Source organism: Candidatus Thiothrix phosphatis (assembly GCF_035668035.1).
In the GTDB taxonomy this organism is placed as follows: Bacteria; Pseudomonadota; Gammaproteobacteria; order Thiotrichales; family Thiotrichaceae; genus Thiothrix; species Thiothrix phosphatis.
On record NZ_JAYMYJ010000110.1, the window covers coordinates 1 to 21668 of the forward strand.

The window sequence follows — 21668 nt, forward strand, 5'->3', positions numbered from 1 at the left end:
TGAAATCAGCCGGGTGTGAAAACAGGATTCCCCAGGAATCGCCTAGCCATTCATGAAAGCGGATTTCACCTTCAGTTGACTGCTGCACAAAATCAGGGGCGGTATCGCCCAAATGGATACTCATAATATGGTTTCTCCCAATAGTGGTTTAATAATAGTGGCCGGTATTTCATTGATGTTGCCTTGCAACAAATAGGACGTAGCCTGCTGCAATTGCCGAAACAGCTCCAGCCCAGCAGGCCACGGCCCAAATCCTGACTCAACATTGATATGGCCTGCCGCGCCGACATTAATCAAACGGCTTTCCCAGCGCTCCGCCCATACCGCCGCAGTGTCAAGGGGCATCCACGGGTCATTGGCGCTGGCGACCACAACGCTGGGAAACGGCAGGCTGTGTTGCGGCAACAGCGAGGCAATGCTGTAAGCCGCTGCAATATACGGCGAACCCGAGAGAAAGCCATTGGCGTTGAAGCGTGCCGGGTCAGCCGGAGCAACCAGCATGGCACCAACAATCCTTTCAGGGCGCTCCATGGCGGCGGCAATACCAGCCAGACAGCCAAAACTATGAGCCAAAAGCCATACTTTGCCGGGTAACCTGTCCATATAATCAAGAATGCTGTTCCGCCATAATGGGAGCGCCGGGTTATCCCATTCCGGCTGCTCAACCCTGACTGTATTGGGAATACGACGCTGAATCCAAGTTTGCCAATGCTGCAATTCACTGCCGTACAAACCAGGAATAATCAATGTATGGTTCATGCAGCCCACCCCTTCTGCCCAAGCGTAAACAAAGCAGCAGCCTTATCAGATGTGTGCGCGTGGTTTAAAAACCAGGTCAATAATGGTTGTTTGATGAAATCATGTATTTCCCATATATTGCGCCGTGTTTTCCATCTTCCGATATACCAGGCAAGCTGCTCCAACGCACGCTGATGCTGATGCCGGTGCTGAAGGAGATCAGGGTAAGCCGCCAATTTCATAGCCCGTTCTTCTTGGGAAAACTGCTTGCTGAGATGTTCCGCCAAGTCCCCGAGCACAACATTGATGCACTCGAAATTAGGCTTGGGTTCCGTAAGCAATTGATCCAAGTCGTGGTATAAGATAGCGAAACAATTATAATTTTGTTCCATATACGCTATACCAAAACGGGGATAATCGATTAAGGCTTCAGGGGCTTCATCACTCCCCATCAAAGAAAATGCTGGGTGCATACCGTATATCTCATCATACGTAAACAACGCTGACACTATAAAACGCCATTCCACCGCACCCAACCAAGAAAAACTGCAATGCTTATGAAGGATATTGGCAAAAATGAAAAATCAGGGCGACGCAGACGGCCTCAACGGACGGCGGCGGCATGCCCGCAGGCCGCATCCTCACACAGGATGACCTCAACCGTGACATGGCTCAATTCCCTGAAATCCGCCAGCAGGTTCCGGTAATGCTGGGCCGGGCGCGGATTGCCCGTCACCAGCGACACCATCAGCGCGTAATCGTCCGCCCCCACTTTCCAGGCATGCAAGTCGGCCACACGGTTGTCCGCATCCTGCTCCAGCGTGGCGCGGATCGCCTGTACCTTCCCGCTGTCCAGCGACCTGTCGAGCAGGATGCCGCTGGTTTCCAGCAACAGGCCATACGCCCAACGGCTAATCAGCACGGCACCCACCAGCCCCATCAGCGGATCCAGCCAATTCCAGCCCAGGTATTTGCCTGCCAGCAAGGCGACAATCGCCAGCACCGAAGTCAGCGCATCCGCCAGCACATGCATATAGGCCGCCCGCAGATTGTGGTCATGAGGGTGCCTATGATCATCGTCATGATCATGGTGCTCATGAAGATTGTGGTCATGGTCATGGTCATGGTCGTGGCCGTGGCCGTCATGCGCCGCCTGCCCATGCCCATGATGATGATGGTCATGCCCCTCGCCGCCCAATAGCCAAGCGCTCACCAGATTCACCGCCAGCCCGACCGCCGCCACCAGGATGGCTTCATTGAAATGGATGTCGACCGGGGAAAACAGGCGGCCAACCGATTCCGCCGCCATCATCAGCGCCACCGCCGCCAACGCCACGGCACTGGCGAACCCCCCCAGCACACCGACCTTGCCGGTGCCAAAGCTGAAGCGCGCGGATTGTGCATATTGGCGGGCGTAGCGGTAAGCGAACAGGGCGATGGCGAATGCCGCCGCGTGTGTCCCCATATGCCAGCCATCCGCCAGCAGGGCGACGGAGTTGAAAACGCTGCCTGCAACGATTTCCACCACCATCATGACCATGGTCAGCCAGAACACCATCTCGGTGCGCTTCTCCCCTGCCTGATGGTCATGAAAAAAGTCGTGCGGGTGCCGCCAACGTTGCAGGGTTTCAGAATGCATGGCTTGTCCTCTGTCCATCAAATGCCCATACCGGCAAGTGGTTTCCACACCACCCGCCGAAACAATTTCCCCCTACCGCTTGGCGCACTGATAAACACGCATGCCTTTGGGGGCAAGATAACTTTTTGCCGTCGTGTGCATCGCCATTCCAGAGACGCCTGACGGGTTCGGCGTCGGGTCAATGCAAAATTCGACGGCGTTTGGCCCAACCGCAGTATAACGGTAATTGCCGAACGGCGGCCCGCCATCCAGCAACTGCACCACCACCAGATCATAGCGGTTGAAATCGACTGCCTTACTGACCCGCTGCGCCATAATATCGGCGGCTTTTTGTGTATTCTTTACCCCCTGTAACCACTGGCCACGCAGCACCGTATCCTTGCGCAAACTTTCAGCCGAATCATAGCTGAAAACGCGTTCGCCGGAACCACCATCCGGGGTCGCCGCAAATGCAAAGCGCCAGTCCGTCAATTCATTGACCGCCTGGGGCAGGGCTGTATCCAGTTGGATTTCCTGCAACTGCGCCTGCGCGCCCCCGGACGGGCCGGAACCTGTAGAGGGGCCGTTTGTGACAGGCGGTGCTGCGCACGCGCCAACCAGAAGGCCTATGCCAATTGTCAACCCAATATGCTTCATAACCTTTTTCTCCTTGCGTGTTTAACATTGGCTTAGGAGCAGGATTCACGGCAAAAGTTCATCCATCCAGGTCACTTCCGGTTTTCCAGCAACGGTTCGTAACGCCGGTCAGTCAGGGTGCGCAGGAAAGCGACCAGCGCATCCACTTCCTTGTCCTTCAGCGCCGGGGCTTGGAAATCCTTTTCCTCCAGGGCAAGGTTGCGCGCCACTTCCGGCACCTCCCACGGCTGGCTGGTTTCCGGGTTGAGCTTGCGTCCGCTGTTGTTGAATTTGTCGTAAAACAGCACCACGGTTTTCAGGTCATGGAACACGCCGTTGTGCATATAGGGGCCTGTAACCTCCACATTGCGCAGGGTGGGAACCTTGAACTTACCGGCTTCCTTGTCGTCCTTGATGCCTTCCTGCCCCAGCAAGCCATTGTCGATGAAATCCACGCCCTTGCCATTGGCTTCCCGCACCGCTTTATTGGTCGGCACACCGAGGTTGTGGTATTCGTAATTGCTGAAGGTTTCGCCTTCGCTGCCGGGGAAAGTCTTCAACTGGTGGCAACGGTTGCAATTGGTGAACTGGTTGGAAAAAAACAGCGATTCGCCCAGTGATTCCTGATCCGTCAGTTCCACCTCGCCCTTGAGGTAGCGGTCGTACTTGGAATCGAACGGCGCAAACCGGTCAGTTTTTTCAAATTCGGCAATGCTTTCGGTCAGGGCGGCGTAAGCGGTTTCCGGCTTGTCGAACACCGTATCACCAAATAGCTGTTTGAAGGTTTGCACATACGCTGCGTTTTCCTGCAAGCGCGCCACCACGCTGGCCTTGTCGGGCATGCCCATTTCGATGGGATTAAGCGGCGGGCCACCAGCCTGCCCTGCCAGATCTTTTTCACGCCCATCGAGGAATTGCCCGCCAATGTATTTGCCCTGTTTGTTCTGGTGAAAATCAGGGCTGAAGCGGGCGTAAGCCGCCGACGGCGCATTGCGGTCGCCCAACGATTTGCCATCATCGCCGAGGGATACGGCCTTGCCGACAGCGGTTTCACGGTTGTCCACGAAGCCATAATCGGGGTTGTGGCAGGTCGCGCAGGATTGGGTGCGGTTTTTCGACAGGTTGGCATCGAAGTAGAGTTTTTCGCCCAGTGCGGCTTTGTCCGTGGCGAACTTGTCACCTCCCACTGCGGAACCGGCAGTCATTAACAACAGCAGAAAACAAGAAATATCGGCTCGCATGGCTCTGTCTATCAAGGTCATAAGCTTTAGAATATAAATGAGAAGACTTTTCATTACAATGAAGCGACGGGATACACTTGGACAAAAAAGGGGGCTTACGCCCCCGGATGTTTCAAGAGTCCATGAGAGGAACCAGGATTCCGGTCGGGCTGGAGTTATTTTTATCACCACTAAACCTGACCGCACGTACACACATTGACTCAGACAAGCTGCGGCGCATCAAACGCAACAGCGGGAGAATCCGACCGGCGGAATGGCAACACCTCCGCCCTTTGCGGCTGTTGGGAGCGGGAAAACCGCCGACAGTTGTCACTGCATTCCTCAAACAAGCCTTCCACCTGGCAACGGGCGTTGCGCGCGCATTGCGCCAGCAGCAGACATTTCACCAATTCCTGCTGCGCCCGCTGACAAGGGTTGCACAATTCTTGCAAGCAAAAATCCCCTTGATCTAGGCATGCCTGCAATTCATGCCTGTCAAACCGCGCCACAACTTCACCCGTATGGCGGTTATGCAGGCTGATGAACGGGTCTGCCCGATCCAACCACGCATTAATGTAAAAAGTCATCACGCACCTCCGCGTCATCCGGTTGCGAAAAGTGAGTCTGGCTAGCGCGGAGTTACGTGACACATGGCTTGACCACAGTTTGCCGTTTTTGAGGAGGGGCAATCTTGTTTTAACCAGCAATGCTCTCTCCATCCCCTTCCCGCCTGTTCCGGCACCACAGGCATTTGGAATTCATTTCATGAGTCAAATAATAACGATTCTCATTTTTGAGTCAACGACTTTTTAAGAAAACTTCTCATTTTCAAAAATAGGCTGAGAACCCCTTGTATTTGCAAACAAGAATGCTTATCATCCAAAACGTATCAAGAATGATTACTGTTTAGGGGAAGTGTATGTACGTTTGCATCTGCCACTCTGTCACCGACAAAGCCATCCGGAAAGCGGTCAAGCAAGGCCACGAAACCCTGGAGGCCATTCAGCAGGAGTTGAAAGTCGCAACCTGTTGTGGACGCTGCAAACATCACGCCCGCGAAGTAATCGAGGAAACCCTCAACCCTGAAACCTTTGACTTTAACCTGATGCAAGGTGCATTCGCATGATGACCGGAGCCTTGAGAATGACGGATGTGGAACCCCGCCGCATTAACCTGGAAGAACTGATGCGCGGCGGCAAGAAAATCATCCTTCAGCATGGCAAACGCCCTTACTGCCTGACCATTACCCGCCGGGGCAATTTGATCCTCACCTCGGCGGCAGAAGAGGCAGACAAACGGCCTGCCGCTGACGACCCGTCAGAACCCTCCAACCAGTAACTTTCCTGCAAACAAGCCAACGGTCAAGCCAGTCAGCCCTCCTGCTCCAGCCAGACCCGCCCCCTTCGGAGCTTACCCTATGAAACCCATCCGCCAGATCGTGTCCGCAGCCTTGCTGGGGAGCCTGTTAACGTCCGTCCCAACCCTGACGATGGCGGACGCCGTAACCGCCAAAGCCGTGGAGGAAAACTACGTCACCCTCGCCCATGCCGGATTCAGCGACGCACTGGCCGCCGCCAAAACCTTGCAGGAAAAGGTCGACGCCTTCATCGCCAACCCCACAGCGGAAACCCAGCAAGCCGCCAAGGACGCCTGGCTGGCCGCCCGTAAGCCCTATAGCCAGACGGAAGCCTTCCGCTTTGGCAACAAGAACGTGGACGACTGGGAAGGGCAAGTCAACGCCTGGCCGCTGGACGAAGGGCTGATTGATTACGTCAAGCAGGATGTTTACGACCACGAGGAAGGCAACAAATTCGCCAACGCCAATATCATCGCCGGAACCGCCCCCATCGACGCCGCCCTGCTGCAAAGCTTCAATGAAAAAGGCGGTTCCGAAGCCAATGTCGCCACCGGCTACCACGCCATCGAGTTCCTGCTGTGGGGGCAGGACTTCAATGAAAAACCACAGGATTCCGGCCAGCGCCCCTACACCGACTACGCCAAGGGCGATGCCTGCACGCACGGGAACTGCGACCGCCGCGCCCAATACCTCAAGGCAGTCACCGCCCTGCTGGTGGACGACCTGCAAACGATGGCCGACGACTGGGCCGACGGCAAGGACAACTACCGCAAGGCTTTCCTCGCGCTGGATGAAAACGAAGCCCTGCGCCGCATGCTGTTCGGCATGGGCAGCCTGAGCCTGGGCGAGCTGGCGGGCGAACGCATGAACGTGGCGCTGCTGGCGCATTCCCAGGAAGAGGAGCACTCCTGCTTCAGCGACAACACCCATAACGACATCGCGGAAAACTCACGCAGCATCCAGAACGTTTTCAACGGTGCCTACACTCGCATTGACGGAGCCAAAGTGGAAGGTGCCAGCCTTGCCCAACTGGTCGCCGCCAAAGACGCCAAGGCCAGCGCAACCCTGACCGGCAAACTGGCGGACACGCAGCAGAAAACCGAAGCGATTGTCACCGCCGCCAAGAACGGGGAAAATTTCGACCAGCAAATCGCCCCGGACAATACCGCAGGCAATAAGCGGGTCAAAGCCGCCATCGCCGCCTTGCGCAGCCAGACAGGAGACATTGAAGCCGCCGCCAAAGTCCTGGGGATCGACAACCTGAGCCCGGAAAACAGCGACTCCTTTGGTGGATAAATGCGCCCAACCCTAGCCATTGCCCTCGGCCTGCTTGCGACGCCGGGGCTAGCCAGCAGTGATGATGAAATGAACAACCCGCAGCAACATGAAGACTTTGCCGTCGGCGGCGCCTTCTTCCAGCAGCCATGGGTCATTGCACCCGCCTCCACCACCGCCCGCGACGGGCTGGGGCCTTTGTTCAAGGCCAACAGCTGCCTGTCTTGTCACATCGGCCATGGGCGCGGGCACCCTCCCCTGAGCGACGCCGAGCCGTTCCTGTCCATCGAGGTGAAGCTTGCAGTCCCCGCCGCCACCCCCGCGCAACAAGCGGAAGCGGCAACGCTCGGCGCAGCGCCGGTGCCGGTTTACGGCCTTCATCTGCAACCGTTCGGGATCAGGGATTTGCCCGGCGAAGGCACGCCGCACTTCACCTATACGCCCGTCACCGGACAGTTCCAGGATGGGACGCGCTACACCCTGCAAAAACCCGCCCTGCACATCACCGGCCTGCATTACGGCCCGCTCGCCGCTGACACGCAATTTTCCGCCCGTGTGGCACCGCCCCTGCCCGGCATGGGCCTGCTGGCCGACATCCCGGAAGCGGAAATCCTCGCCAACGCCGACCCCGACGACCATAACGGCGATGGCGTTTCCGGCAGGCCAAACACCGTCTGGGACATCGCCCAACAAAAGGACGTGCTGGGGCGCTTCGGCTGGAAAGCCAACCAGCCCAGCATCGCCCAGCAAAGCGCCGACGCATTCCGCAACGACATCGGCATCACCACCCACCTGTTCCCTGCCCAGCCGTGCAGCGCGGCGCAAACCGCCTGCCAGTCGCTGCCGGACGGCGGCCAGCCGGAACTGCCGGACGACCTGCTGGAAAAAGTGGTGTTCCACGTCGCCCACCAACCCGCGCCACCGCCGCGCGACACCGCCGACCCGCAGGTGCAATCTGGCCGGAAACTGTTCCAGCAAGCCGGTTGCGCCGCCTGCCATGTCCCGGCGTTCCCATCCCTGCCGCAATCGCCTTACACCGACCTGTTGCTGCACGACATGGGCGTGGCGTTGGCGGACAACCGCCCTGAATTCGCCGCGTCCGGCAGCGAATGGCGCACCCCGCCGCTCTGGGGCATTGGCCTGACCGAACAAGTCAACGGCCATACCCGCTTCCTGCACGACGGGCGCGCCCGCAACCTGCTGGAAGCCATCCTCTGGCACGGCGGCGAAGGCGAAACCGCCAAGCAACATGTGCTGGCCATGAACCCATCTGACCGGGACGCGCTGTTGCGCTTCCTCAACTCGCTATGACGGGAAAGCTGATGTTGAACAAACTATTGATCGCCCTGCTGCTCTTGCCCGCCCCCCTGCTGGCGGAAGAGGCCGCCCCGCCGCCGCCCGCCCAGGAAACCACTGGCGTTGCGCCCGGCTCCCCCTTGCCCGACGCCGACAAACTGCTGGCAAGCCTGGTGGATGGCGCCATCATCCCGCTGTACCGCGAACTGGACGCCGCCGCCGCCGCCCTGGAGCAGTCCAGCCAGCAATTTTGCGCCGCCCCGGACGCCGCCGGTTTCCAACGGGTGCGCGCCGCCTGGGGCGAAACCCTGCTGGCCTGGAGCCGCACGGACGCCCTGCTGTTTGGCCCAGCGGTGGAAGACCAGATCGATTTCCACATCAACTTCAACCCGCCGAAAAAAGCGGCCATCAACCGCCTGCTGGACGGAGACCAACCCTTGACGCCAGAACAGGTCGAAAAGGCGGGCGTTGGCGGGCAGGGCCTGATGACGCTGGAATTCCTGCTGTTCGACCGGGACAAACCAGAGGCCGAACAACTGGCCGCCTTCCAGGGGGATGCAGGCAAACGCCGTTGCGCCTACACGCAGGCCGCCAGCGCCCTGCTGCGCCGGGACATCGGCACAGTCGCCAACGGCTGGCTGCAAGACAAAGGCAGCTACGCCGCCGCTTTCCGCACCGCGCAAGCAGGCAACGCCACCTTCGCCAGCGCCCGGCAGGCGATCGACCTGCTGGTGGGCAAGCTGTACCAATCCGCCGAAAAAGCCGCCAAAAACCGCATCGGCAACCCGCTGGGCAAAGGCATCGACCTCAACAGCGAAGGCAAGCAGGAAATCCTGCTCCAGTCCAACGCCTATCAGCTCGAAGCCTGGCGCAGCGGCTATTCGGTCAAGGCAGTGCGCGCCAATATGGAAGGCATGCAGCGCATTATGCGCGACGGCGGGCTGTTCCAATGGCTGCGCGGACACAACCAGCACCAAACGGAAAAGCTGGTCGCCGACGCCATGGAGCAACGCTTCGCCAACTACCTCAGCCTGCCCATTCCCGCCACTGACCCGTTCACGCTGGTCAGCACCGGCCAGGGCAAGGAACTGGATGGCTACTATTACCTCGGCAACGACATCCAGATGGCCGTCAAACGCCAGTTGGCCCGGGTCATGGGCGTACAGCTGGGCTTCAACGACAACGATGGGGATTAATGCATGAACCGCCGCCAATTCCTGTTACTCGCCACCGCCGGGACATTGGGGTCCGCCATCGGTGCCAGCGCCTTGATGAAACACGCCGCCGCCGCTGCGCCGCAGTGCTTGTATTCCGCCAGCGACAATCCGGCGGGCGGGCATTTCCTCACCCGGCTGAATTTGGCCAGCGGGGAAATCCGCTCCTGCGCCACGCCGGTGCGCGGCCATGCAGTCCTGCCGCTGGCGGATGGCAGGGTGCTGATGTTCGGGCGACGGCCTGCCTTTGAATGTGTGGCGATGGATTTTGCAGACGGTGGCATGACCCCGATCCAGGCGACGGCGGGGCGGCACTTTGACGGGCATGGCTGCCTGTCCGCTGATGGCGGCGCCCTCTTCACCACCGAAAGCGCCTATGACGAAAAACGCGGCGTATTGGGCATCCGCGACCGCCAGACTTTCCAGCACCTGGGCGAATACGACACCCACGGCCTCGACCCACATGACATACACCTGATGCCGGACGGCAAAACCCTGGTGGTCGCCAACGGCGGCATCGAACAGCACCCGGATTTCGGGCGGCGCAAACTCAACCTCGACACCATGCAGCCCTCGCTGGTGTACCTGGATGCCGCCACCGGCAAGAAACTCGACGAATACCGCCTGCCTGACCATCAACTCAGCATCCGCCACCTGCTGGTCACGCCCGGCGGGGATGTCGGCGTCGCCCTGCAATACGAAGGCGACCTGTACCGCCACCAACCGGCTTCGCTAGTCGCGTGGCAACACCGTGGCGGCGCTCTGGAGCTGCTGGGCATCAATACCCAGGCCATTGCCCCGTTCAACGGCTACATGGCGGATCTGGCGTTTGACCCTGGCCGGGGCATCCTCGCCGTCACCTCGCCTCGCGGCAACCACGTCAGCTTCTGGAGTGTGGCGGAACAGCGTTTCCTGCATGCGGCGCCCTTGCCGGAGCCCAGCGGCATCGCCTTCCTGCCGGAACAGCAGGCGTTCCTGGCATCCGATGCAACCGGCAGCCTCCATACCCTTTCTTCCAACCGTCAACAGGCATCAGCCACTCTGCTACGCCAGTTCCCCGACCAACGTTGGGACAACCATCTGGTGATAACGTAAAGCAACCAGCCACTGCTGTTCACCCCACTGACCCCTTACACTTGCGGAGATTCCTGATGAAAAAACAAATACTTGCTGGCATGATTGGTGCTTTCCTGTCCGTCCCGTCACTGGCCGCCGAAGTCAGCGAGCAGTTGGAAATAACCGGCACGATTGAACTGGAATACGGTGCCAGCCGGGGGGATTCCGGCAACGAATACGGCACGGCGCTGGCGACTGGCGCACTGGGCGCGACCATCAAGCCCAATGACAAGTTCGACATCACCACCACCATGCTTTACGAAGAAGACTTGCATGGCGTCGCCACCCCAATGGGTACGGATGAAGCCTTCGTCGCCTGGCATGCCCTGCCGGATGCAAAGCTGGACATCCACGCAGGCCGCCAATACCTGCCCTTCGGCAGCTTTGACACCGCGATGGTTTCCGACCCGCTGACCCTGGAGCTGGGTGAAACCCGCCTCAACCGGGTGCTGAAAGCCTCCACCCAAAACGGTGCCATCCATGCGGCAGGTTACGTCTTCGCAGGCGAGGCCACCGAGCCGGGCAGCGACGACCAGCAGGGAACCGGCTTCGGCCTGCGGGCGGACTACGCCACCGAACAGATGAGCGCAGGGGTCGATTACCTGTCCAATCTGGCGGAATCCGACGGGCTGGATGGCAAGAACAACAGCGTGGACAAAATCCCCGCCATTTCCCTGCACGGCAGCGCCCAGTTGGGGCGTTTCAAACTGATTGGCGAACACCTGACGGCGATCAAATCGTTCCAACCCGGCGATGTGCTGGATGAGGACGGCAACAGCCTCACCGTGGCGGCCAAGCCTTCCGCCACCCACCTGGAAGCCAATTACGACCTGCACAATGACCGCACCGTCGCCCTGGCCTGGAACCAGACCAAGGAAGCGGAGGAAATCGGCTTGGCCAAGGAATATTACGGCGCAACCTACCGCCAGCCGATTTACAAAGGCATTTCCGGCGCGCTGGAGCTGATCCAGTCCAAGCAATACACCGGCGAACAGGACAAGGCCCTGACCGCCCAAATCGCTTACGAATTTTGATGACGGGGGCAAACCCATGAAACAACTGCTGTGGGGGCTGGTCATCGCCAGCCTGACGGCTCCAGCACTGGCGGAGGGCGAAGTCAACGTCTACTCCGCCCGCAAGGAGCAACTGATCAAGCCGCTGTTCGACACATTCACCGCACAAACCGGCATCAAGGTCAACCTGGTCACCGGCAAGGATGACGCCCTGCTGGAACGCCTGCGTCTGGAAGGCGACAACAGCCCGGCTGACCTGCTGATGACCGCCGATGCAGGCCGCCTGTACCGCGCCAAGGAAATGGAGCTGACCCAGCCGGTCAAGTCCGACGTGCTGGTCAAAGACATCCCTGAACACCTGCGTGACCCGGAAAATCACTGGTTCGGCCTGACCTCGCGCGCCCGGCCCATTTTCTACGCCAAAGGCAAGGTCAAGCCGGAGGAGCTTTCCACCTACGAAGCATTGGCAGACCCGAAGTGGAAAGGCCGCATCTGTGTGCGTTCTTCCGACAATATTTACAACCAGTCCATGCTCGGCTCGATGATCGCCGCCGATGGCGCGGACAAGGCGCAGGCGTGGGCAGACGGTTTCGTCAAGAACTTTGCCCGCCCACCAGAAGGCGCTGACAAAGACCAGTTGAAAGCCGTCGCATCAGGCCAGTGTGACCTGGCCATTGCCAACACCTATTACTACGGGCAGATGCTGGCGGGCAATGACCCCGAAGAACAAGCGGCGGCGGAAAAAGTCGCCATTTTCTGGCCCAACCAGAACGACCGTGGCACCCATATCAATGTCAGTGGCGCCGCCGTCACCGCTGCCGCCGGGCATGTGGACAATGCGGTCAAGTTGCTGGAATTCTTGGTCAGTGACGCATCCCAGCACTGGTACGCCGAAGCCAATCAGGAATACCCGGTCAAAGCGGACGTGGAACCCAGCGCCCTGCTGAAAGGCTGGGGTGAATTCAAGGCGGACAGCCTGAATCTGGCCGAACTCGGCAAACACAATGCCGAAGCCGTCAAGATCATGGATAAAGCCGGTTGGAAATAAAGCGCCATCTGTGGCAAACACTGCTGGTCGGCATGGCGCTGCTCACAGCCCTACCGATCCTGGCGGTGTTCGGCTATGTGTTCATCCCCGCGCCTGAAGTCTGGCGGCATCTGGTGGAAACGGTGCTGGCCGATTACCTGCTCAATACGCTGTGGCTGACGCTGGGCGTCGGCGCTGGCGTGCTGTTGCTGGGCTTGCCCACGGCATGGCTGAACAGCATGTGCCGCTTTCCAGGGCAGCGTTTCTTTGAATGGGTCTTGCTGCTGCCGCTGGCGATGCCTGCTTATATCATTGCCTACACCTACACCGGCATGCTGGATTTTTCCGGGCCGCTGCAAAGCCTGCTGCGCGAAGCAACCGGCTGGGGTTATGGCGATTATTATTTCCCGAATGTGCGCTCGCTGGGCGGGGCTATTCTGATGCTGGCGCTGGTGCTGTTTCCGTATGTGTATCTGCTGGCGCGGGCGGCCTTTCTGGAACAGTCGATCTGTGTGCTGGAAGTCAGCCGCACGCTGGGGGCAAACCAGTGGCAGAGTTTTTTCCGGGTGGCCTTGCCATTGGCGCGCCCGGCGATCATTACCGGACTATCGCTGGCGCTGATGGAAACGCTGGCCGATTTCGGCACGGTGCAATATTTCGGAGTGACAACCTTCACCACCGGCATTTTCCGTACTTGGTTCGGGCTGGGTGATCATGCAGCAGCTTCGCAACTGGCGGCCTTGCTGCTGGGTTTTGTGTTCGTGCTGATTCTGCTGGAACGCTGGTCGCGGCATAAGGCGCGTTACCACCATACTTCCAGCAAGTATTCACGGCTGCCACGCTATCAGCTGCGCGGAGGTAAAGCTGTCGCCGCCGTGCTGGTGTGCGCCCTGCCCTTGCTGCTGGGGTTTGCGGTTCCGGTCGGGCAATTGTTGTACTGGAGTGTGACCACAGCCGCCACCGGACTGAACAGCGATTTCCTGCAACTGGTCGGCAACAGCCTGTCGCTGGCGGGGTTGGCGGCATTGTTTGCCTTGCTGCTGGCGCTGATTCTGGGTTATGGCAAACGCCTGAGCGATGGCCCGCTGATCAATCTGACTGCACGGATTGCGGCGATGGGCTATGCGATTCCTGGCACAGTGATTGCCATTGGTGTGCTGATTCCGTTTGCCTGGGCGGATACGCAACTGAACGACCTCAGCCAGCACTGGCTGGGAAGCAAACCCGGACTGTTGTTGAGCGGCACGGTTTTTACTGTACTGTTTGCCTATAACGTGCGCTTCCTGGCAGTGTCGCTGCAAACGGTTGAAGCCGGTCTGGGCAAGATCAAACCGACCGTGGATAACGCCGGGCGTTCGCTGGGGCTGAATGCCTTTGGCGTGCTGCACAAGCTGCACCTGCCCTTGATGAAGGGCACGCTGCTGACCGCGATCCTGCTGGTGTTCGTCGATGTGCTGAAGGAATTGCCCGCCACCCTGATCCTGCGCCCATTCAATTTCAACACGCTGGCGGTGCGGGCGTATGAACTGGCTTCGGATGAACGTCTGGCCGATGCCGGGTTGCCTTCGCTGATGATTGTGGCGGCGGGGATGATTCCGGTGATTTTACTGAGCCGTTCGATTGGCAAATCACGGGCGGGAGAGCATTGAAGCAACCATGAGCAAACTGACGCTGCAAAACATCCATATCGCTTACGGTGACAATACTGTGGTGCATGACATCAGCCTGAGCGTGGAAGACGGCCAAATCGGCTGCCTGCTGGGGCCGAGTGGCTGTGGCAAGACCACGCTGCTGCGTGCCATGGCCGGTTTCGAGCCGGTCACACAGGGCACGATTACCCTGAAAGATCAGATTATCAGCGCCCCCGGCACGCACCTGCCGCCAGAGAAACGTAATATCGGCATGGTGTTTCAGGATTACGCACTGTTCCCACACCTGACAATTACCGACAACATCAGCTTCGGTATCCGCAAACAATCCGCCCGCGAGAAGGCACAGAGGGTGATGGAATTGCTGGAACTGGTGGACTTGCCCGGTTACGAAAAGCGTTACCCGCACGAGCTTTCCGGCGGGCAACAGCAGCGGATTGCGCTGGCGCGTGCGCTCGCCCCCCGTCCACGCCTGCTTTTGCTGGATGAGCCTTTCGGCAGTCAGGATGTGGAATTGCGCGAAATGCTGGCCCGCGAAGTGCGCGACATCCTCAAGCGCGAAGGCATGACGGCAGTGCTGGTGACACACGACCAGCACGAAGCGTTTGCAATGGCGGATGAAATTGGCGTATTGCAGGCCGGGCATTTGCAGCAATGGGACACGGCCTACAACCTTTACCATCAACCGGCGAATCAGTTCGTGGCGGGGTTTATTGGCCAAGGCGCGCTGCTTGCCGGTACGGTCATGGACGGCAATGCCGTGATGACGGTGCTCGGTGCGGTGCAAGGCGATGTGCCTGAAGCTTGCCCACTGGATTCCCCGGTGGCGGTGCTGATCCGCCCTGACGCGGTGAAACTGGCAGAAGATGCGCCGTATCAGGCCACGGTGCTGTCACAGGCGTTCCGGGGCGCGGAATACCTGTATACGCTGGAACTGGGGGATGGCAGCCGGATACTGGCGCTTGCCCCCAGCCGCCAACCGTATGCGCTCGGGGACAACGTCAGCTTCGGGCTGGACGCGCAGCGGCGGGTGATTTTGCCCAACGACGCTGGGGCAAAACAGGCCAACCCCCGTTAACCAACCGTTTTCTGCCTGATAAAATCTGGACTGCTGACAGTCTGCAAACCCTTGGCGACAAAACTGCCATCATTGGTCAGAATAAGGTCGCATCCAGCCTGTCTGGCCATCACAAACTGCAAGGTGTCTTCTAGGTCAACATAATCAGCATCCTGCTGCATCAACTGGATGGCCTCCGCCAACAATGCATTGTCAAACGGCGCAATCTCAAAAATATCATTCACTTGCGCCAGGGCTTCCAATGCCTTTTGCGCATCCTGGCTTTTGGTGGTGATGTAGTACACCGTCGTCACAATGTCACAACTGGTCACCAAGGCCACATCATGCTTGAGGCAATATTCGAGGCACTGGTAACTGGCCTCATGGAAGCGCCGCTTCTGGTCGTAAATGTCATTGATGATATTGGCGTCAACAAAGATCCGGCGACTCATCACGCACGCTCACTTTTCATCCGTTGAATGGACTGTTCATCCCCAATCAGCCCGGTGAACGCTCCCTTGAGACGCTTCAACTTGGTAAGCCGCAATTCGTTACGGCGTGTTTCAGATTCCTTGTGAATCAATTCCTGAATGATCTGGCTCTGTTTTTTATTCAATAACTTGGCCAGAAAATCCAGTTCGCGCACGGTTTCCTCACGCATGGTGAAATTTTTTCTCAGGGAGGGAAGCGCCTCCGTTTTGCTGGCAAGAGTCATGCTTTAAACCTCACAATACACAAGTTTCTATACACACTCTAACACAGAAAATTCGGCACCAATACAGATACACACTAAGCCAGCGCCACACCTGCACCCAGGCTGCCTGACCGCTGGCATCGCCCGCCAGTTCCCATTATTCATGCCGCAACGCTTCGATCGGGTCCAGCCGCGCCGCCCGTTTGGCGGGCATGTAGCCGAACAGGATGCCGATCCCTGCCGAAAAGACGAATGACAGCAGGTTGATGCCGGTGTTGAAGGTGTAAGGCACGCTCATCACCTGCGCCAGCAGCACCGAAGCCAGCGTCGCCAGGATGATCCCGACCAACCCGCCCAACGCGGCCAGCACCACCGCCTCGATCAGGAACTGCATCAGCACCTCCTGCTCCAGCGCGCCGATCGCCAGCCGGATGCCGATCTCGCGGGTACGTTCGGTCACGGACACCAACATGATGTTCATAATGCCAATGCCGCCGACCAGCAAGCTGACGGAGGCCACCGCCCCCAGCAGCATGGTGAGGATTTGCGTGGTGCCGGACAGTGCATCAGCAATCTGCCGGGTATCCTGCACGTTGAAATTGTCATCCTCGCCGTCTTCCAAATGGCGGCGCTCGCGCAGCAGTTGCGTCAAGTCATCCTTCACCCGGTCGATGTCGTTTTCACTCTGCACCGACACTTGGATGCTGGAAACGTCGCGGTTGCCGATCAGGCGGCGCTGCACGGTGCGGATCGGCATCACCACGATCTCATCCTGGTCGCGCCCCATCGACGCCTGCCCTTTGGAAACCAGGATACCGATGATTTCGCAGGAAAAATTTTTCACCCGCATGGTTTCGCCCAACGGCTGCGCGGTGCCGTACAACTCGCGGCGGATGGTTTCACCGATAATGCAGACCGTCTGCCCGCCCTCTTCTTCCGCCTTGGTGAATTCACGCCCGGCGGCCAGCGTCCAACTGCCTGCCGTAAAGAAATCGTTGGTCGAGCCAGTCACACTGGTGGACCAGTTGTTGGCGGAGGAAACCACGGTGGCGGTGCGGCTGGCTTCCGGCGCAACAGCGGCCAGCCCGGTGACGCGCTCCTGGATGGCCTTGACATCCTCCAGCGTGAACGAAGGCGCCCGCATCCCGCTGCCCGGCGGGCCGAACATGCGCTGGCCGGAACGGACTTGCAACAGGTTGCTGCCGAGGCTGGCGACCTGATCCTTGACCGCCTGGGTGGCGCCGTTGCCCAGCGTCACCATGGTGATGACCGCCGACACGCCGATCACAATGCCCAACACGGTCAGGAAGGAACGCAACAAGTTGCGGCGTATCCCCCGCAGGGCAAGCAAAAAACTGTTCCACAACATTACGCTGCCTCCCGCTTACGGACTTCATCTATCGCCCGGTTGCGCACGTCGGTGTCGACCCTGCCGTCAACGAAATGCACCACGCGCTTGGCGTATTCGGCCATTTCCGGCTCGTGCGTGACCATCAGGACAGTGATGCCCTTCACTTCATTGAGCGACACCAGCAATTCCATGATCTCATGGCTGCGCTGGGTGTCGAGGTTGCCGGTCGGTTCATCCGCCAGCAGCAGGGTCGGGTTGGTGACAATGGCGCGGGCGATGGCGACACGCTGCTGCTGGCCGCCGGAAAGCTCCGCCGAGGTATGGTGCTCCCACCCGGCCAGCCCCACCTGCTTGAGCGCGGCGCTGGCAGCCTCCTGCCTGACTGGTGCCGGTTCGCCCCGGTACAGCAGCGGCAGCTCGACATTTTCCTGCGCCGTGGTGCGCGCCAGCAGGTTGAAGCCCTGGAACACGAAACCGAGGAAGTTGCGCCGCAACAGGGCGCGTTCGTTACGGTCTAGCTGCTCCACATGCACATTGCGGAACAGGTATTCGCCGGTGGAAGGCACATCCAGGCAGCCAAGGATGTTCATGACGGTGGACTTGCCGGAACCGCTGGGGCCCATGATCGCCACGAAATCCCCTTCATCGATGCGCAGGTCAACCCCGCGCAACGCCAGGAAACTCGCCTGCCCCTGCCCGTAGGTCTTGGTGATGTTCTTGAATTCGATCAGCGCGCTCATCGGGAGGCTCCTGCCGGGCCACTGTTACCGGCACCTGCTGCGGCGCTGCCGATGATCACCGGCATGTCCGGCTGAAGGTCGCCGCTGACGACTTCGGTCATCTTGCCGTCGGTAATGCCGGTTTGGACCTTGACTGGGCGTGGATGCCCGTCTTGCAGTATCCAGACCCGCTGTTCGCTGTTGCCAACCGCCGCATCCGGCTTGGAAGGCTGGGTGCGTTGGCGGTTCATGCCGGGCGGACGCGGCATCAGTTTGGAAAGGAAGCCGCCGCCGGACTGATCGCCGGACGGCCTGCCACCGCCATTGCCACCAAACGTAGGCTTGAAGCGCAACGCGGCGTTAGGGACCAGCAAGGCGTTTTCGCGCGAATCGGTGCTGATGGTGGCGGTCGCCGTCATGCCGGGGCGCAAGGTCAGGTCGGCATTGGCGACAGACAGCGTGGTGGCGTAGGAAACCACATTGTCGGCAGTGGTCGAGCCTAGGCTTACGCGGGTGATGGACGCCGGGTATTTGCGGCCCGGCCAAGCGTCGACGGTGAATTCGGCTTTCTGCCCTTCCTTGACTTGGCCGACATCGGCCTCATCCACGCCGACCTCCAGCTCCATCTTCGACAGGTCTTCCGCCAGCGTGAACAGGGTTGGCGCGGACAACGAAGCCGCCACCGTCTGCCCCGTTTCAACTGAACGGTTCAGCACCACGCCATCGATCGGCGAGGTGATGATGGCCTTGCCCAGATTGGTTTCTGACGAACGCAGATCCGCCTCGGCGGAAATCACGGTCGTCTTGGACACCGCCTCATCGGCCAGGGCGCTATCCATCGCGGCTTGCGCGGAATCCAGGTCGGACTTGGCGGGCAACTTGCCGCCGGAAGACTGGTTCAATTGCAGCAGCCGGTTGAGGTTGGTGCGCGCCTCCTTGGACTTGGCGGCGGCCTGTTTCACCTTGGCCTGCGCGGAAGCCAGCGACGCCTTGCCCTTGGTGATGGTGTCCTTGAGCTGGGTGGTGTTCAGGCGCGCCAGCACCTGCCCTTTCTTGACTTGGTCGTTGTTGTCCACCAGCACCGCCTCGACCGTGCCGGACAGCTCCGTGCCGATGTCAACTTGGTTGAGCGGTTGCAGGTTGCCGGTCGCCGTCACGCTGACGCTCAGGTTGCCGCGCGTGGCGGGTTGGGTCTGGAAGCGTGGCTCACTGCTGGCGCTGGGCGATTGCAGGTAATACCAGCCGCCCGCCGCCACTGCCAGCACCACGACAACGGACAACCAACGCTTCCAAGCGCGGCCTTTGCCTGGGCGGCCCGTTTTTTGTTTCAGGACATCCTCAACGGAAGGGTTGGTGGGTGTGTTCATGGTCATGTTCCTTAGCTCCTTACCAAGCGCCGCCAACGGCTTTGTAGAGACTGATGATTGCCTGGGTGTTGTCCGCCTGGGCCGCCAGCAAGCTTTCTTGCGCACTCAAGGTGCTGCGCTGGGCATCCAGCACGTTCTGGAAATCGGTCGTGCCCGCTTCATAACTCAGCTTCGCCAGATGTTCCGCGCTGCGGGCCAGCTCCACGTTGTTCGTCAAGATCGGCTGTTGCTGACGGTTGGCTTGCAGGCTGGAAAATGCATTGGCCACGTCTTTCAGCGCGGTCAGCAGGGTCTTTTGGTAACTGGCGACTGCCTGTTCACGGGCGGCGTCGCGGCTTTCCACTTGCTGTTTCAGTTTGCCGCCGTCAAACAGCGGCGCACTGATGGAGGCCAGCAGGGAACGCGCCACCGTGGTCGGGTCGATCAGGTCAGCCAGGCTCAGGCTGCTGGCGCTGAGTGAGCCGCCCAGATTGAAACTGGGGTAAAGGTTCGCCTTGGCTTCGCCGACCCGCAAAGCCGCCGCCGTCACCTTGTATTCGGCAGCGCGGATGTCCGGACGCTGCCGCAAGGCGTTGGCCGGAACCGCGTTCGCCAATTGCGCCGCCGCCGTCGGAATTGGTTTGGCCGCCTCCAGCCGCGCCTGCAAGGCTGCTGGCCCCTTGCCGGTCAGGGTTCCCAAGGCGTTTTCGCTTTGGGTGATGCTGTCTTTCAGCGCCGGAATCTGCGCCTGCGACTGCCCCAGGCTCAAGCTGGCCTGGTCAGCCTCCAGCCCGCTGGCCAACCCGGCTTGCTGCTTGAGGGAAACCAGCCGCACGGTTTCGTTACGGGAAGCCAGGCTCTGCTGGGCGACGGCCAGCCGCGCCTGCGCCAGCCGCAAGTTGACGTAATTGCTGGCGACTTCGGCGGCGAGCGAGGCTTTCACATCCTCCACACCGGCTTGGGCGGCCTGCACATCCGCTTCGGAAGCGTCGCGGGCAAGGCGGTTGCCGCCGAACACGTCAGCTTCCCAACTGGCGTCGATGCTGGCGCCGTAATTGTCACTGCCGCTGTTGCGCCGGACTGAGCCGCCCGCCGACACGCTGGGCAGCAGGCTGGCCCCGGCGATCGCCCGTTGCGCCCGCGCCGCCCGCAAGCTGGCTTGGGCAGTCTTGATGTCGGGGTTGGCTTGCAGGGCTTCCTGGATCAGGCTGGTCATGATGGGGTCATTGAAACGCCCCCACCACGCCGCCTGCACCGGCGCACGGCTGGCCACCGCCGCGCTGGCCTGCAATTGGGTGGAAGCGCCCTGCGGCGCGGTATCCCGGATACTCGCGGCAGGGGAACAGGCAGTCAGCGCCACGCATACTGCCAGACTGGTCATCAGGGGAGCCGGTTTACGCAACATTATGTGATCCTTGATCGTTGTGTCTTTCAATGGGGTAAGTGTCGCGCACCTACCCGTAAAGATGGGTAAGGCGAATGTAAAGAAATGTAAAATTCCGCCTTACGCCACATGAACCGCCAAAACCGGGGGGAATTCAAGCAAGCCCACAGAACAACGGGCTTGACCGCCTAGCAGCCAAGCCCGTGTCATAGCCCTATTGGTATCCTGCGCCCTTATTGGGAACGTTTGCCGCCCATGCGTGGTAGACGCATCTGTTCAAACTTGGCTGCCTGCTCCGCCGTCAACGCCTGTTTGATCAGGGTTTGGGTTTCCGTGCGCAGCGCTTCCATTTCCGTGCGTTGCTGCTGCTGGATGGCTGCAATCTGGCTGGCTTGCCCGTCGCTAAGGCCCAGCACAGTTTTCATCCGTTCGGCCATGCGCCCCTGCATCGGCTGTGGAGGCTGGCCGCCCATACCTGGCCCCATCGCGCCATCTGGCGGTGGCGGGTTCTGGCCGTCCATACCCGGTGCCATCGCGCCATCTGGCGGAGCTTGGCGCTGGCCGCCCTTCATCCCTCCCGGTGGCCCGCGGCGTTGCTGGAGTTGCTCAAACTTGGCCGCCTGCTCCGCCGTCAGCAGCGCTTTGATCTGCGCCTGGAAACCTTCATGCAGCGCTTGCATTTTGTCGCGCTGGGCCGTTTCAATGGCGGTAATCTGGCTGACTTGCGCCTCCGTCAACCCCAGTTCCGTTTGCATCCGCTCCATCTGACGCCCCTGGCCCGGCGGCACATCGCCTTGCGAAGCCGCAATGGCCGCCCCGCTGCTGATCAGCACGCCAGCCAGCAGCGCCATCTTCAAAAAAGGTTTCATTATTGGTATCTCCTTCATGGATTGAATTATGGAGAGCAGAGTATCCGCCGGTTGTGCGTAAAAATGGGTAAAGCGTTTGTAAAAGAATG

At 59.8% G+C, this 21668-nt stretch carries 23 protein-coding genes; 10 read left to right on the forward strand and 13 right to left on the reverse strand.

Annotated elements, in window-relative coordinates; translation table 11 throughout:
• Window positions 1–120: 120 nt before the first annotated feature.
• From VSS37_RS11230 to VSS37_RS11255, 6 genes are all read right to left on the reverse strand, one after another.
• Window positions 121–759 carry an RBBP9/YdeN family alpha/beta hydrolase gene (locus VSS37_RS11230; protein WP_324695258.1) on the reverse strand — a complete coding sequence of 213 codons (639 nt, stop codon included), beginning with the start codon at window positions 757–759 and terminating at the stop codon, window positions 121–123.
• A complete protein-coding gene (locus VSS37_RS11235) occupies window positions 756–1211 on the reverse strand; it encodes a hemerythrin family protein (protein WP_324695259.1) in 456 nt (151 codons plus the stop codon). The genes VSS37_RS11230 and VSS37_RS11235 overlap by 4 nt, the downstream gene beginning before the upstream one ends.
• 131 nt (window positions 1212–1342) lie before the next feature.
• Complete coding sequence (gene dmeF, locus VSS37_RS11240; RefSeq protein ID WP_324695260.1) at window positions 1343–2377, reverse strand: CDF family Co(II)/Ni(II) efflux transporter DmeF; 1035 nt, start codon at window positions 2375–2377, stop codon at window positions 1343–1345.
• A gap of 72 nt (window positions 2378–2449) precedes the next feature.
• Window positions 2450–3013, reverse strand: a complete 564-nt coding sequence (locus tag VSS37_RS11245; RefSeq protein ID WP_324695261.1) for a hypothetical protein — start codon at window positions 3011–3013, stop codon at window positions 2450–2452.
• A 71-nt stretch (window positions 3014–3084) separates the two neighbouring features.
• Entirely contained in the window at window positions 3085–4197 is a 1113-nt protein-coding gene (locus VSS37_RS11250) for a cytochrome-c peroxidase (protein ID WP_324695263.1), read from the reverse strand.
• A 236-nt stretch (window positions 4198–4433) separates the two neighbouring features.
• Window positions 4434–4799, reverse strand: coding sequence for a hypothetical protein (locus VSS37_RS11255; protein WP_324695265.1), 366 nt, complete (start codon window positions 4797–4799; stop codon window positions 4434–4436).
• 332 nt (window positions 4800–5131) lie between these two features.
• On the opposite strand from VSS37_RS11255, the gene VSS37_RS11260 reads away from it, so the two are divergent.
• From VSS37_RS11260 to VSS37_RS11305, 10 genes are all read left to right on the forward strand, one after another.
• Complete coding sequence (locus VSS37_RS11260) at window positions 5132–5338, forward strand: bacterioferritin-associated ferredoxin (protein ID WP_324695267.1); 207 nt, start codon at window positions 5132–5134, stop codon at window positions 5336–5338.
• Entirely contained in the window at window positions 5335–5550 is a 216-nt protein-coding gene (gene hemP, locus VSS37_RS11265; protein ID WP_324695269.1) for a hemin uptake protein HemP, read from the forward strand. Before VSS37_RS11260 ends, hemP begins: the two co-directional genes overlap by 4 nt.
• Before the next feature lie 79 nt (window positions 5551–5629).
• Window positions 5630–6865: an imelysin family protein gene (locus tag VSS37_RS11270; protein WP_324695271.1), complete on the forward strand. Its 1236-nt coding sequence runs from the start codon at window positions 5630–5632 to the stop codon at window positions 6863–6865.
• Complete coding sequence (locus VSS37_RS11275) at window positions 6866–8155, forward strand: di-heme oxidoreductase family protein (protein WP_324695273.1); 1290 nt, start codon at window positions 6866–6868, stop codon at window positions 8153–8155.
• Between the two features lie 11 nt (window positions 8156–8166).
• Window positions 8167–9336 (forward strand): imelysin family protein, encoded by a 1170-nt coding sequence (locus tag VSS37_RS11280; RefSeq protein ID WP_324695274.1) that lies wholly within the window; start codon window positions 8167–8169, stop codon window positions 9334–9336.
• 3 nt (window positions 9337–9339) lie between these two features.
• Window positions 9340–10449, forward strand: a complete 1110-nt coding sequence (locus tag VSS37_RS11285) for a DUF1513 domain-containing protein (RefSeq protein WP_324695275.1) — start codon at window positions 9340–9342, stop codon at window positions 10447–10449.
• A gap of 56 nt (window positions 10450–10505) precedes the next feature.
• Window positions 10506–11504 carry an LbtU family siderophore porin gene (locus tag VSS37_RS11290; protein ID WP_324695276.1) on the forward strand — a complete coding sequence of 333 codons (999 nt, stop codon included), beginning with the start codon at window positions 10506–10508 and terminating at the stop codon, window positions 11502–11504.
• A 16-nt stretch (window positions 11505–11520) separates the two neighbouring features.
• On the forward strand, window positions 11521–12531 hold the full coding sequence (locus VSS37_RS11295) for a Fe(3+) ABC transporter substrate-binding protein (RefSeq protein ID WP_324695277.1): 1011 nt from the start codon (window positions 11521–11523) through the stop codon (window positions 12529–12531).
• A 32-nt stretch (window positions 12532–12563) separates the two neighbouring features.
• Window positions 12564–14159, forward strand: coding sequence for an ABC transporter permease (locus tag VSS37_RS11300; protein ID WP_324695378.1), 1596 nt, complete (start codon window positions 12564–12566; stop codon window positions 14157–14159).
• Window positions 14160–14166: 7 nt separating this feature from the next.
• Window positions 14167–15237, forward strand: coding sequence for an ABC transporter ATP-binding protein (locus VSS37_RS11305; RefSeq protein ID WP_324695278.1), 1071 nt, complete (start codon window positions 14167–14169; stop codon window positions 15235–15237).
• Here VSS37_RS11305 and VSS37_RS11310 read toward each other — a convergent pair.
• The 7 genes from VSS37_RS11310 to VSS37_RS11340 all read right to left on the reverse strand — a co-directional run bounded on the left by VSS37_RS11310 (window position 15234) and on the right by VSS37_RS11340 (window position 21579).
• Entirely contained in the window at window positions 15234–15668 is a 435-nt protein-coding gene (locus VSS37_RS11310) for a type II toxin-antitoxin system VapC family toxin (RefSeq protein WP_324695279.1), read from the reverse strand. The genes VSS37_RS11305 and VSS37_RS11310 overlap by 4 nt on opposite strands.
• Window positions 15668–15877: a hypothetical protein gene (locus VSS37_RS11315; protein WP_324695280.1), complete on the reverse strand. Its 210-nt coding sequence runs from the start codon at window positions 15875–15877 to the stop codon at window positions 15668–15670. Before VSS37_RS11315 ends, VSS37_RS11310 begins: the two co-directional genes overlap by 1 nt.
• A 190-nt stretch (window positions 15878–16067) precedes the next feature.
• Entirely contained in the window at window positions 16068–17279 is a 1212-nt protein-coding gene (locus VSS37_RS11320) for an ABC transporter permease (protein WP_324695282.1), read from the reverse strand.
• Complete coding sequence (locus tag VSS37_RS11325) at window positions 17279–18001, reverse strand: ABC transporter ATP-binding protein (RefSeq protein WP_324695284.1); 723 nt, start codon at window positions 17999–18001, stop codon at window positions 17279–17281. The genes VSS37_RS11320 and VSS37_RS11325 overlap by 1 nt, the downstream gene beginning before the upstream one ends.
• Window positions 17998–19347 (reverse strand): efflux RND transporter periplasmic adaptor subunit, encoded by a 1350-nt coding sequence (locus VSS37_RS11330; protein WP_324695287.1) that lies wholly within the window; start codon window positions 19345–19347, stop codon window positions 17998–18000. Before VSS37_RS11330 ends, VSS37_RS11325 begins: the two co-directional genes overlap by 4 nt.
• A gap of 19 nt (window positions 19348–19366) precedes the next feature.
• Window positions 19367–20731 carry an efflux transporter outer membrane subunit gene (locus tag VSS37_RS11335; RefSeq protein ID WP_324695288.1) on the reverse strand — a complete coding sequence of 455 codons (1365 nt, stop codon included), beginning with the start codon at window positions 20729–20731 and terminating at the stop codon, window positions 19367–19369.
• 212 nt (window positions 20732–20943) lie between these two features.
• The gene (locus tag VSS37_RS11340) at window positions 20944–21579 is read right to left on the reverse strand and encodes a hypothetical protein (protein WP_324695290.1); all 636 of its coding nucleotides are present in this window, start codon (window positions 21577–21579) and stop codon (window positions 20944–20946) included.
• Window positions 21580–21668 lie beyond the last annotated feature (89 nt).